Consider the following 12479-nt stretch of genomic DNA (forward strand, 5'->3'; position numbering starts at 1 on the left):
TAGATCGTGGCAAGTGGCGCATTCTGTTCGCGGCCGTCCCCCTGGAGTGAAAGGGAACCTGAATATGCACATCGACGAAAAGGCTTTGGAAGCAATCGCGGCACCCGACCGCGTGGAGACCCCGCTCGGCACCGCCGAATTCGGGGACGGCGCACCGACCACCAAGACCGTGGAACAGGCATACGACCACCTCGACTTCCTCCACGGTGTGAACGTCTACCTCAACGCGTTTCAGGGAGCATCGACGTGGGCGCTGCGCCAAGGTTTCCTCGATGCCGGCGCCGAGGACAACGCAGTGCTGATCTTCTCGGACCTGATGGATTCGGAGTCCCTCTTCTTGACCGCGAACGCCGACACGATCTACTACTGGTCGGTCGTGGATCTGGGCGGCGGCCCGATGGTGGTCGAGACACCCCCGATGGCTTTGGGCACGTTCGACGACATGTGGTTTCACTGGATCAGCGACTTCGGCCTCCCCGGCCCGGACCGGGGTGAGGGGGGTCGATTCCTGTTGGTGCCGCCGGATTACGACGGACCGTTGCCGGACAGCGGATTTCATGTAGGACACTCGGGCACCAATCGAGCCCTGCTCATCGGCCGATCGTTCATGCAGGACAACGATCCAAGGCCCACCGCAGACCTGATCAAGAGCACTCTCAAGATTTATCCCTACGTCCCGGGTGGTTTCGGCACCAGTGTGGCAACCCTTCTCGAGGGAGAGGTCCCCGGTGGGATATCGGCATCGCCCCCGGAAACCCGGTTCATCGAGGCCAGTGGAACGGCACTCAACACCCTCCCTCCGTCGGACTTCGGGTTCTACGAAGTACTCAATGCGATGGTTCAAGACCAGCCCGCCACGGCCACCGATCCCGAGACCCTCGGACAACTCGCGGCCATCGGCATCGTCAGAGGTGAACCTTTCGACCCCGACGAGCGGATGCGCACCATCCTCGACGAAGCAGCCGCCGTCGGGCATGCAACCTCTCGGTCGCTGATGTTCGATGCCCGCGCCTCGGAAGGGCACGTGTACTACCCGGATTCGGCATGGACCAACATGCTGTTGCCCGCCGGCTACACCTTCGACAGACCGCCGGCGTTGGTCACCGAGAAAGGCATCGAACCGGTGCCGACCACGGGTGCGAAGAAGGTGAATCTACGAACCTTGTTCTTCTACGGATACACCGGCATCACCCCGGCGATGTGCATGCGCTTGACCGGCATCGGCTCGCAATACCTGGCCGCCTTCACTGACTCCGACAACACGTATTTCGACGGAGCCGAGCACTACTGGGTCACCTTGCCTCCAGACATTCCCGCAGCGCGATTTTGGTCACTGACCCTGTACGACAACCAAACCCGATCGATGCTGCAGACACCGCAACGCTTTCCACGATCCGGTAGCCAGAGCTACCCGACACCGGCGGCACAGGCGAACACCGACGGTTCGACCACTGTCCACATTGCTCCGGAAAAACCGGACGGTGTCGATGACGGCAACTGGATCCAGACCGCAGCAGGTAAGGGCTGGTTCGTCATCCTGCGCCTCTACAGTCCGTTGAGCTCCTTCTTCGACAAGACCTGGCAACCCAGCGAGATCGAACACCTGAGTTGAAACGTCGGCTTCATCCGCAGTGAGGTGCCGGCAGCGATCGGTCGTAACAACCCGAAGCGAAAGGGAACACAACAATATGAGCATCGACGAAAAGACCCTGGAGGCGATCTCCGCACCCGACCGACTGCAAACCCGCATCGGCACAATGGAGTTCACCGATGGGGCGCCAAGCAAACAGACCGTCGAGAAGGCCTACAACCACCTCGACTTCGTCCATGGCGTGAATGTGTACCTCAACGCTTTCCCCGGCGCTTCGACCGAGGCGATCCGACAGGGTTTCATCAGCATCGGTGCCGACGACAACTCGGTCGTGATCTTCTCAGAATTGATGGATTCGCAATCGCTGTTCTTGACAGCCAACGCCGACACCATCTATTACATCTCGTTCGTGGATCTGAGCAGTGGACCCATGGTCGTCGAGACACCACCGATGGCGTTGGGCGTGTTCGACGACATGTGGTTTCACTGGATCATCGATTTCGGCCTCCCCGGCCCGGACCGGGGTGAAGGTGGTCGATTCCTGCTCCTCCCACCGGGTTACGACGGCCCCTTGCCCGACAGCGGCTTTCACGTCGGACACTCGGGCACCAACCGGGTTCTGATGCTCGGTCGATCGTTCATGCGAGACAGTGACCCGAAACCCACAGCCGACGAAATCAAGAACACACTCAAGCTCTATCCGTACGTCCCGGGCGGGTTCGGCACCAGTGTCGCAACACTTCTGGAGGGAAAGGCCCCCGGCGGGAAATCGGTGTCGCCCCCGGAAACCCGGTTCATCGAAGCGAGTGGCACATCGTTCAACACCATCCCACCATCCGATGCCGGATTCTACGAAGTGCTCAACGCCATGGTTCAAGAGCAACCCGCCACCGCCACCGATCCCGAAACCTTGGGGCAACTTGCGGCGATCGGCATCGTCAAGGGCGAATCGTTCGACCCCGACGACCGAATGCGCAGCATCCTGGACGAGGCGGCTGCCGTCGGCCACGTCACCGCCCGCGCCCTGTTATGTGATGCCCGCGCGGCGGAAGGACACTTCTACTACCCGGACTCGGCGTGGACGGCCATGCTCTTCCCGGGTGGCTACACGTTCGAGACACCGCCACCGCTCGTCACGCCGGACGGTATCGAGCCGTTTCCTCCCGGTGGCGCGAAGAAGCTGAACCTGCGGACGCTGTTCTTCTTCGGATACACCGGCATCACCCCGGCGATGTGTATGCGTTTGACCGGCATCGGTTCGCAATACCTGGTTGCGTTCAAGGACTCCGAACACAACTACTTCGACGGCGCCAAACACTACTCGATAACATTGCCGTCTGACATTCCCGCAGCACGATTCTGGTCACTGACCCTGTACGACAATCAAACCCGATCGATGCTGCAGACGCCGCAGCGCTTTCCACGATCCGGAAGTCAGAGCTATCCGACGCCGGCCGCGGATACTGACGCCGATGGGACGACCACCGTCCACTTCGCAGACAAGAAACCGGCCGGCGTCGCCGACGGCAACTGGATTCAGAGTGACCCGGACAAGGGTTACTTCGTGATCCTGCGCCTCTACAGCCCACTGCAGTCCTTCTTCGACAAGACCTGGCGACCCGGCGAGATTCGTGAACTGAGCTGAGCAGATCAAACTACTCGACGACGGTTGACGTCTGCCTGGTGGGAAATGCTGCAGTTCACAACAACTCGTAGAATCGAGCTTGCTGCACCGCTTCGCGGCGGTTGTTCACACCCAGTTTGCTGTAGATGCCGCGCAGATGGGTTTTCACAGTGTTGACCGAAATGAACAGGTCGGTCGCGATGTCGGAGGCCCTGAGCAGCGTGGGCAGGTACTGCAGGACCGCGAGCTCGCGGTCGGTGAACGGTGGAACGATGTGTATCTCCGCGGCAGGCGTGGTGGTCGGTCCAGCAGTCGCGATCAGTTCGGCAACGAAGTTGCTGTAACCGGTGGAGAGGTGTTCCTGTCGACTCAATTGAGTCTCGATCTGTGCGCCTGCCATGACGAATGGAGCGATCATCGCCATCGGTTGCGCCAACGCCACCGCATCTGCGAACCGAGCCACGGCATCGACGTCGCGATGAAGACGCAGGTTCGCGATCGACTCGACGATGGCGGCTTCTGTGGCCTGGACTCGATAGTTGTTGAATCCCTCGTTCGGCCCCAGAGCCGTCAACGCTCCGGCTGGATCGGCGATGGCCAGGAATGCCTTTGCCCGTGTGACGCGTTCGAGAGCTGACGCAAAATCGTTCCTTTCACCGGGATCGTCGACCATGGCCAGGGCGTCGCCTGGTTTGTCGTCCAAAAGCAGGACTTCGGCGTGTGTCACCCGCGACCAGCGGGTCAGCAAGTCCGACAGCCCGCCGATGCTGTCTTGCTCGGCGATGAGGCGCTTGAGCCGCACTCGTGCTTCGACGACATCGCGGCGCAAGGTCGCAACCCCCACGGCGGCGATGTACATGATCAGCCGCGCGGCGATGTCGGTGTCCGGGAGGGCCGAGGACAGAGCCGAATCAATATGGTCCTGTGCGGCATCGAGTTCATTGGTCTGCAAATGAACCAGGGTCGCGGACGCCACGGCGGCGAGCCGCTGCGGTTCATTGACCCACCCGCGACGCTCGGCGATGTCGAACGCAACAGCCGACTCGGACCGCGCTCGAACCAGGTCCCCGACCAGGGCATCGATGAGCGAGAGATAGGACGTTGCCGCCACCTCCAAGATGCCCAATCCGCTGCGCTCAGCGCCCGCCCGCGCTGCTGTCAGGTCCGAATATGCCTCGTCGAACCGCCCCTCAAGTGTCAGACCGATGGCCCGGTTGTTCGAGGCGATCAGTGCGTAAGCACCCGCGGCCGGAAACTGTTGCCGTGGAAGATTGTTTGCCAACTCCAACAGCCGATCGGCAGCACCGACAATCGCCTCGGGCGAATGCGTTCTCGCATGCACCAGTCGGGCCACCGCGATGAGGATCGTGGCCGCGTGTTCTACGTCGACGCCACCTTCGAGTAGCTCGGCGGCGTCCTCGGCGTACCGCGACATCGACTCGAAGTCGTGCCGCTGATACGCACACACCATCGCCGCCAACAGTGTCGGCGCCGTCGGGCGTTGAGCCGCCTCCGCAGCCGCCACAGAGAGCGCCGACGCCAGGGCAGCCGACTGCGGCGAGAGAATCAAGGGCAGAGCGACGGTTCCGAGAACCCGCAACACCGCCACCCAATCTCGCGCCAGCGAGTAGTGCTTGATCGCGACTATCGGTTCGTCCTGCGCTGCATGCCAATCACCCGCACGACCGTTGAGTTCGAATGCACTGTCGGGATTCTCGGCAGCAAGCCTGTCCTGCAACAGTTCACGTAGCAATGGGTGGTATCGAAACCAGTTCGGCCTGTCTGACAGTCGGACTGTCAGAGCATTTCGGTCCACCAGGGTTTCAAGCACTCGTCGACTATCAGCCCGCCCTGTCAAATGCCTCGCCAACTCGGCAGTCAATTGATCGGCGACACTGGTTGCAAGCAGGAAGCTACGGTCGCCGGCGGTGAGCTGGTCAAGGACTTCCTCGAGCAAATATTCTGCGACCCGTCGATTGTCTCCGCCAAATCCCTTCAGCCCGGCATCCGACGTCGTCCGAGGGTCACTGAGGTTCAGCAACGCCAAGCGGATACCTGCCGGCCAACCCTGGGTTCGCCGTAAGAGATCAGCCAGGTCGTGCCTTGCCAGAAGATGCCCACTCAGGACACAGACCCCGTGCGCCTCCCCCGCAGTGAACGCCAGATCGTCCGCTCCGATCTCGGTGACATGGCCGGCCAGGCGCAAGCGTGACAGCCGCAGCGGCGCCTCGTTCCGCGTCGCCAACATCAAGCGCAATTGCGGTATACGTTGATCCACAACATGATTCATGAAGTTGAGCACCTGAGTGTCTTCTATGTTCTGAAAGTCGTCGAGCACGAGCACCACCGGCCGCGGCAGTCGGATCAACGCCTCCAGAATGCGGTTCAGCTCACCTTCTCCAAATTGCGGGCCCGGCGCAATCTCCCACAGCGGACTACCGTGAGGAAGGACCTCAGAAATTCGCAGGGCGTCGAGAAGGTCTGTCCAGAAGCTTCGCAAGTCGTAACCGTTTTCGATGGTCAACCACGCAACCGGGCCCGGCAAGTTGCCTCGCCGGAGCCATGCCGCGATTGCCAGAGTCTTGCCATAGCCGGCACCTGCACAAACGATGGTGACCGGACGCCGGGATCCCCCGGTGAGGATCGAATCAAGACGCGGACGCTGGAGGAACCGCGGAGGTAACTCCGGCCTGGTGGCCCTCAACTTCAAGGCACCGCTGAACTCGTGTGCCATCGCAGGTATCACCTTCTCATCGGTGCCCACGATCGTCACCCTGCAGTGGGCCACCCCTGATAGTAGGCGTGACGACCCCTCACCCGCTTCGGATGATGACAACTTCACCTGGACATCGTCGAATATTTGCTGAGGCGTATGCCCAGAACACCTGACTTGTCCTTGTCGGTCGGTTTAGGGCCACCTAGGAAGGTTGGTTAATGCAACAGCAATCTCAATTGGGCCCGATCGACTATGTGCTGATCGAACTCAAAGACGGCAACCAAAGGCTCGATCTCACCCTGGCTCGGTCCATCGCCACGCTCGTCGACCATGAGGTCATTCGAGTGCTCGATCTACTCATCATCACGAAATCTGCGACGGGCGAAATCGATGTGATCGAGTTCGAAGAGCTCGACCAACCAGAACTTGCTTCCGTGGAGCGCACCCTCGCAGAAATTTTGGCTTATGAAGACGTGGTGAACCTTGCCATGGCAGTCAGACCTGGCGCCAGAGCTGCGGCAATCATTTGGGAACACACTGCCGTAACCCCCATCGCGGCAGCCAGCCGGGAGGTGGGAGGAACGATCATCGCGGAGGGACGGATACCCGTGCAGGCCATCCTTGCCACTCTCAAGTCAGAACACCCGGAGGACTGACAATGCCCTTACGTCCAGGACGCATCGACCGCCAAGCGGTCATCGGTCACCCAGTCATCCGGACCAGATCAATCGGCGACACTGCCGCTGTGGTCGACGAGGCAATCAAACGTCGCCACGGCGCTCCCACCCCAAAAACGCCGGACCCGGCGTCCGACTGCCCACCATCCCGTCGGCCTCCGACCGCACCGCCTGCCTAGATCGCGCGCGTCATCGTCTCTATTGTTAGCTATTTACCACGTATACAAATTGGCGCCAGGACCTACAAGTCCTTCAGAGCGTCCTGAAGGACGTGATCGACGTCTTTCGGGTCGATGCCGAGTTCTTCGGCAACATCCTTCTCGGCTTGCTTCACGGCCTTCTGAATCGCTTCCTTGACCTTGCTTTCACCAACGACGACGAGTCCCGCCTGGCCGGGGTCGATGAAATCGCCGAGATGCTTCACGTCCTTTCGTGACATGCCTTTGGCAAGGTGCCCACTCACACCCCCGACAACGCCACCGAGGGCCGCCGTTGCAAGGACAGATGGCGGAAAGATCACACCCAGCACCGCGCCGGCGGCAATCCCTCCCCATGCACCGTGGCGAGTCGCTGTTTCATCCTTGTTTGCGTGCACTTTGCCGTTGGCGTCCTTCGTGACGACAGCTGCGTCATACGAGCCGACCAGACCTCCCGCATGCAGTTCTTTGACCGCCTCGTAGTCGCTTTGGGCCGCGGCCTCGCTCGAATATGTCGCGATGTAAATGAATGTTTCGTCGTTCTTGCCCATCATGTTCTCGCTTCCGGCGTTGATGCAGTCGGTTGACCACAGACCCAGACTGCACAGCCCGGCTACGCCTGTCCTCACCCGTACAGAGTGATGTCGAGCACCGAGCTCGCCGAATTACACTCCAAAAGCAGTGTCTCGTTTCACCGCTGCACATGGCAATCGCTGAAAGCAAATTGGCTTTGTTTCCCGTCGCTGCATGCTCGGCCCGACACTCCCTGCGTACCCGGTGACGGTTTCCCAGTTCAGAGGAACTCGAGAAGCAATTCAATCGCCGCCGACGGGTTCTCCTCGAACAGATAGTGTCCGGCGTCTGAGATGACCCTGGTGGTGACGTCATCGGCCCCGACTTGCATCGTGACGCCAACGCCTTCACCCCACCCCAGGGCTCCACCGATGGCGAGAACGGGCAGGGTGAGGCGCTGCTGTTGACGAATCCTGTTCTGCGCGATCGTCGTATCGAGAGCGCGGTAGAACTCGAAGCTGGTGTGCAGGCCGACTGGATCTCGGGTTATCGCGTCGACGTACTCGCGGATTGCGTAGTCCGGGATCGCAGACGGCGTCGCGGCCTTGGTGCGGAATTGCTCGGCAAAGAAGTCGTATTCATGTCCCCGGACGAGGATTTCGTTCAACGCCGGTAGACGGTTGAAGGCGAAATGCCACAGCTTTTCGTTGACAGACGAGTCGCTGAAGATCGGAGCCGACGGAGTCAGCCCGGGGATCGCCGCTTCCGCGACGACCAACCGATCCAGCACGCCCGGGTGATCTGCAGCCAGCGCATAGCCCGTCCACACGCCGAGGTCGTGGCCGACCATGGAGAACCTGGAGTGTCCGAGCGCTGCCATCAAGCCGACCATGTCGCGAGCCAGACTTGCGGTGTCGTAGCCGCCCTCCGGTTTGTCCGACAGCCCGATCCCGCGCGGGTCAGCAACAACGATGCTGAACCTGTCGGCCAACGCCGGCATCACATGACGCCAGGCGTACCAGGTTTGAGGCCACCCTGCGACAAGCAGTAGCGCCGGCCCATTGCCGCCGGTGACCGCGTGCAGCCCAACTCGGCCGGTGTCGATGATGGAACTGGAGAATCGTTCCGCGAAGCCGGCAGGCAAGTTCGGGACGGTGGATGCACTCCCTGCGCGAGTGACATTGACAGACTTCATGATTGGACTCCTGATTTCGAATTGGACGTGCCGGCGCGGGATGGTTCGACATCCCGCCGGAACGACATTGTTGATGCGCCGACGACAGTCACAATCACCACGACCAAGAGGAGAGTCGAGACTGTGACCCCGAAGAGCTGATCGAACTCGCCGAGCGCGAGAGTGGGAATCGTTGTCCCGAGATAGGCGGCCAGGAAATAGGTCGCGACCAGATCGGCACGACGGTCGGGATCGGCGAGGCGCTGCGCGATTTCGATACCTTGCCCGAAGATCAGCCCCACGCCCACGCCCGCGACGACGGTCCCGGCGACAAACAGGGCCAGCCAGTTCCCCAGAAGTCCGACTTCGAAGACACTGACGCCGACAACCAGAGCAGACGGTCCGGCGAACCGATCCGCAAGCCATGGCGGATGCGGGACGAACTGCACGACCAGTGCCGCAAAGAACACGATGCTGACGACCCCCGCGACAACAGCACCATTGCCGATTCCCAACTGTCCCGTCAAGAACGACGGAACGAGGGACGAGAACAGGCCGTTCACCGCGAAGGCAGCGAAGACCAGGCACGCTAGGCGAACAAAGGTGCCACGCTCCGGTCCGCTGGGAACAGCAGGACGACGGAGGTGAAGTCGAGTACCCGGGCGGCGGTCTACCGTCTCAGGAATGGCGAACGCGGCCAGGACAGAGATCCCGAGCCCGCCGAGATATAGCCAGAACACCAGGTGCACGGGATCTTTGAGCAGCTGTGCGAGAAGTCCCGATCCAAGGACCCCCAATCCGAGCCCACCCATGTTCGCCACGGTGGCCATCGCGGCGGCGAGGTGTGCGCGGTCCCGCCCGGCAAGCTCGCCGAGGGCAGCGGTCGCGGTTGCCGTGATCACCCCAGCGGCCAAGCCGAATACGAATCGAGCCACCACGAGATGGGCCAAAGTTGTTGCGGCGAGGAAGATCACGGTACTCACGCCCAGAACAACCAGCGCCGCCACAAGCACGGGGCGGCGGCCGAGCCGATCGGATAACGACGCCAGGACAAGTAGTGCGATGACCACGCCGAAGGCGTAGGCGGCGAAGATCAGCGTTGTCGCAAACGATCCGAAATGCATCTCCGGCGCCCAGAACCGATAGAGCGGAATCGGCATGGTGCCGCCCATCATCACCAGACCGTAAATGGCCACCACGAGCCAGAACCCGACCGTCCGCCGCCGCGTCATCCCCAACACGATCGGCTTGTCATCCTGCACAGTCATCGGATCAGCCTCTCCTGCCACGGAATTCGAATCCGCAACACCATCTTGGTCCAATCAGTCCAACATAGTTGGAACGATCGGTCAAATTTGGCGGTATGATCGTAGGTGAATGAAAGGAATCGAAATGGCGGGACGAAAACAGTTCGACGTCGACCAGGCACTCGACCAGGTGATGACCGTGTTCTGGGAACGCGGGTACGCCGAGACATCTCTCGACCTCATCGGTGCTGCAACGGGCCTCGGCAAAGGCTCTCTCTACGGAGCATTCGGAGGTAAGCAAGAGCTGTTCCGACTGTCCCTGGACCGTTACGCTGACACCTTCGGTGAGCAGTACGACGCTGCCCTGAACGCTCATCCCGACAATCCGGCCGCCGCAGTGAGCGCGTTCTTCGACGTCATCTTGGCGCGCATCGCCGAACCGACGATGCCCGGCGGATGCTTGGTCGCTCTATCCGCTGCGGCCGCACCGACTCTCGATGAAGCGAACCGTGATCACGTCAAGGAACTGCTCGGGCGCCAGCGTGGGCGCATCCGGGCGGCGATCTCTGGTTCTTTCGTCGACGAGCTGATCGCCGACAATGTCGCCCTGTTCGTGGTGAGCACCAACCAAGCACTTGCAGTCATGGATCGTGCCGGGTCAACCGCCGAAGAGCTTGAAACAATTGCGCGGATGGCCGTACAGACTGTCGAAACGATGACTCCCCCGAGCCCTACGCGTTAGAGATTCTGGTTTCCGACGGTGAATGTGGCGTCGACCATTGGGTGGCCAGATACCACTGACAACGATCAGTGACCATGGTCCTTGAGCTTCTCCAGCGCGGCCGCGGCCGGCGAATTCGGCTCCGCGCGATAGATCACGAGTTCTTGGCCGGGTGCCGAGCGCACATCGAAGGTCTGGATGTGTAGTTCGAGGTCGCCGACGACCGGATGCCGAAACCCCTTGGTCTTCAGGCGACGTCCGCGCACCTCGTGATCCGTCCACATGGCGGCGAACTCGGTGTCGGAGGCCAGTAGTCCATCGCGCACCTCACAGACCCGCGGATCGTCGGGCTGCGCCGTCTCCAACAATCGAAACCCCGCAACCGTGCTCGCGGCCACCGCAGCCCAATCCGCATACAACGCGCGAACAACCGGATCGCAGAACACCGATTCCAAAAGATTGCGCGTGCCGGGAAAACCCATGAACAGCTTCTCCCCCAGCGCATTGGTCGCGATGACGTCGAACGCGTGACCAAGAATTATCGCCGGATGCTGCGGCCATTCGTCGATGAGCGCGGTCAACTCGGGTTCGACGATTCCGGCAGTAGGCGTCGCGCGAGGAGGCGTGAGCCCGGCCAGGCGGTACAGGTGGGTCAAGCCGTGCTCGTCCAGCAGCAGTGCGCGACCGATCGAGCGCGCAACCTGAGCCGATGGCGACAGTTCACGGCCTTGCTCGAGCCGCATGTAGTAGTCGACGCTGACATCGGCGAGCAGCGCCACCTCTTCGCGACGAAGACCGGGCACCCTGCGCCGGTCGTTGCTGCTCAGGCCGACGTCGGTCGGCTGCACTCGGGAACGGTGAAGGGCAAGGAATTCGCCCAGCGACGATGGCATCCCGCCGATGCTAGTGCCGCATGTTCGTCAATGGGTGCGGCGCACCCAGGAAGGGAGCGGCGTTCCACAGCGCCGCCCGTCGCGCGACGCTGGAACACATGACAAGAACACACGAACAATCCACCACCCGTTGGCTCATCACGGGCGCGAGCCGAGGCCTCGGACGAGCCTACGCAACAGCAGCGCTCGAGCGTGGCGACCTCGTCGCCGCCACCGTGCGGAACGCATCCGATCTCGAGGACCTGCGCGACATCTATCCGGATCAGCTGTACATCGACACCCTCGACGTCACGGACCGCGACCGGGCCCGGGCTGTGGTCGCTCAGGCTGCGGAACAACTTGGAACACTGGACGTTCTGGTCAACAACGCCGGATATGGGCACTTCGGTACCGTCGAGGAGCTGTCCGAATCCGATCTTCGCTCACAGCTCGAGACCAACCTCTTCGGCGCCCTGTGGACCTCTCAGGCGGCGATCCCGATCATGCGGGACCAGGGACGCGGGCGCATCATCCAGATCTCCAGTCTCGGTGGGATCGGCGCGTTCGCCAATCTCGGGGCGTACCACGCGTCGAAGTGGGCGCTGGAGGCCATTTCCGAGTCTCTTGCCCTGGAGGTCGCACCATTCGGCATCAAGGTCACCATCGTCGAACCGGGTGGATACGAAACGGACTGGGCAGGCGCATCGTCTCGTCATTCCGCTCCCCTGCCCCAGTACGAGCCGCTGCGCGCCGCCGCCGCCGCACGACGCGGAAGCCAGGTCTCGGGATCCCCTGAGCGCGCCGCTGACGCACTTCTGCGAGTCGTGGACAGTCCAGAGCCCCCGCTACGCGTCGTCTTCGGCGGCCAAGCCCTCGGCATCGTCCAGGGCATCTACGAACGTCGCCTGGCGGAATGGTCGCAATGGGAGGACATCAGCAAACTCGCCCAGCAGTAGCCGAAATACGTTGCTGCACACGGGCCGATCGGACCCATGGAACAAAAAAATCCGATCCTCGCGGAGGACCGGACTGAAGGCGCTAAGCCTGTGAGCTGGGAAAACTAGTGGTGGCCAGAGTCGGGATCGAACCGACGACCTTCCGCTTTTCAGGCGGACGCTCGTACCAACTGAGCTACCTGGCCGAACGA

10 protein-coding genes and 1 tRNA gene are annotated in these 12479 nt (G+C 61.6%); 5 read left to right on the forward strand and 6 right to left on the reverse strand.

The window, feature by feature from the left end; all coding sequences use genetic code 11:
* Positions 1-64 precede the first annotated feature (64 nt).
* Both AC56PL_RS25395 and AC56PL_RS25400 read left to right on the forward strand, forming a co-directional pair.
* On the forward strand, positions 65-1612 hold the full coding sequence (locus tag AC56PL_RS25395) for a DUF1254 domain-containing protein (protein ID WP_497155541.1): 1548 nt from the start codon (positions 65-67) through the stop codon (positions 1610-1612).
* Positions 1613-1688: 76 nt separating this feature from the next.
* Entirely contained in the window at positions 1689-3236 is a 1548-nt protein-coding gene (locus AC56PL_RS25400; RefSeq protein ID WP_497155542.1) for a DUF1254 domain-containing protein, read from the forward strand.
* A gap of 55 nt (positions 3237-3291) precedes the next feature.
* Here the strand turns inward: AC56PL_RS25400 and AC56PL_RS25405 are convergent, their stop codons facing one another.
* Positions 3292-5979 carry a winged helix-turn-helix domain-containing protein gene (locus AC56PL_RS25405; RefSeq protein WP_497155543.1) on the reverse strand — a complete coding sequence of 896 codons (2688 nt, stop codon included), beginning with the start codon at positions 5977-5979 and terminating at the stop codon, positions 3292-3294.
* 170 nt (positions 5980-6149) lie between these two features.
* On the opposite strand from AC56PL_RS25405, the gene AC56PL_RS25410 reads away from it, so the two are divergent.
* Positions 6150-6587 (forward strand): DUF6325 family protein, encoded by a 438-nt coding sequence (locus AC56PL_RS25410; protein WP_497155544.1) that lies wholly within the window; start codon positions 6150-6152, stop codon positions 6585-6587.
* A 262-nt stretch (positions 6588-6849) separates the two neighbouring features.
* Here the strand turns inward: AC56PL_RS25410 and AC56PL_RS25415 are convergent, their stop codons facing one another.
* From AC56PL_RS25415 to AC56PL_RS25425, 3 genes are all read right to left on the reverse strand, one after another.
* Positions 6850-7359 (reverse strand): DUF1269 domain-containing protein, encoded by a 510-nt coding sequence (locus AC56PL_RS25415; RefSeq protein WP_497155545.1) that lies wholly within the window; start codon positions 7357-7359, stop codon positions 6850-6852.
* Between the two features lie 239 nt (positions 7360-7598).
* The gene (locus tag AC56PL_RS25420; protein ID WP_497155546.1) at positions 7599-8513 is read right to left on the reverse strand and encodes an alpha/beta fold hydrolase; all 915 of its coding nucleotides are present in this window, start codon (positions 8511-8513) and stop codon (positions 7599-7601) included.
* Positions 8510-9760, reverse strand: a complete 1251-nt coding sequence (locus AC56PL_RS25425) for an MFS transporter (RefSeq protein ID WP_497155547.1) — start codon at positions 9758-9760, stop codon at positions 8510-8512. The genes AC56PL_RS25420 and AC56PL_RS25425 overlap by 4 nt, the downstream gene beginning before the upstream one ends.
* Before the next feature lie 124 nt (positions 9761-9884).
* Between AC56PL_RS25425 and AC56PL_RS25430 the strand changes: the two genes are divergently transcribed.
* Positions 9885-10481, forward strand: coding sequence for a TetR/AcrR family transcriptional regulator (locus tag AC56PL_RS25430; RefSeq protein WP_482140625.1), 597 nt, complete (start codon positions 9885-9887; stop codon positions 10479-10481).
* 65 nt (positions 10482-10546) lie between these two features.
* Here the strand turns inward: AC56PL_RS25430 and AC56PL_RS25435 are convergent, their stop codons facing one another.
* Positions 10547-11353 (reverse strand): MmyB family transcriptional regulator, encoded by an 807-nt coding sequence (locus tag AC56PL_RS25435; RefSeq protein ID WP_495517318.1) that lies wholly within the window; start codon positions 11351-11353, stop codon positions 10547-10549.
* A 98-nt stretch (positions 11354-11451) separates the two neighbouring features.
* Here AC56PL_RS25435 and AC56PL_RS25440 point away from each other — a divergent pair, with 98 nt between their 5' ends.
* Entirely contained in the window at positions 11452-12288 is an 837-nt protein-coding gene (locus AC56PL_RS25440) for an SDR family NAD(P)-dependent oxidoreductase (RefSeq protein WP_495517317.1), read from the forward strand.
* Positions 12289-12396: 108 nt separating this feature from the next.
* Here the strand turns inward: AC56PL_RS25440 and AC56PL_RS25445 are convergent.
* Positions 12397-12473: transfer RNA gene (locus AC56PL_RS25445), tRNA-Phe, on the reverse strand.
* Positions 12474-12479: the final 6 nt, after the last annotated feature.

Source organism: Williamsia sp. Y721, from assembly GCF_059683565.1.

What these genes read in the sequence shown, in the direction of transcription:
- AC56PL_RS25395 (WP_497155541.1), top strand. Translation starts at nt 65, where the DNA reads ATGCACATCGACGAAAAGGCTTTGGAAGCAATCGCGGCACCCGACCGC.
- AC56PL_RS25400 (WP_497155542.1), top strand. Translation starts at nt 1,689, where the DNA reads ATGAGCATCGACGAAAAGACCCTGGAGGCGATCTCCGCACCCGACCGA.
- AC56PL_RS25410 (WP_497155544.1), top strand. Translation starts at nt 6,150, where the DNA reads ATGCAACAGCAATCTCAATTGGGCCCGATCGACTATGTGCTGATCGAA.
- AC56PL_RS25415 (WP_497155545.1), bottom strand. Translation starts at nt 7,359, where the DNA reads ATGATGGGCAAGAACGACGAAACATTCATTTACATCGCGACATATTCG.
- AC56PL_RS25420 (WP_497155546.1), bottom strand. Translation starts at nt 8,513, where the DNA reads ATGAAGTCTGTCAATGTCACTCGCGCAGGGAGTGCATCCACCGTCCCG.
- AC56PL_RS25425 (WP_497155547.1), bottom strand. Translation starts at nt 9,760, where the DNA reads ATGACTGTGCAGGATGACAAGCCGATCGTGTTGGGGATGACGCGGCGG.
- AC56PL_RS25430 (WP_482140625.1), top strand. Translation starts at nt 9,885, where the DNA reads ATGGCGGGACGAAAACAGTTCGACGTCGACCAGGCACTCGACCAGGTG.
- AC56PL_RS25435 (WP_495517318.1), bottom strand. Translation starts at nt 11,353, where the DNA reads ATGCCATCGTCGCTGGGCGAATTCCTTGCCCTTCACCGTTCCCGAGTG.
- AC56PL_RS25440 (WP_495517317.1), top strand. Translation starts at nt 11,452, where the DNA reads ATGACAAGAACACACGAACAATCCACCACCCGTTGGCTCATCACGGGC.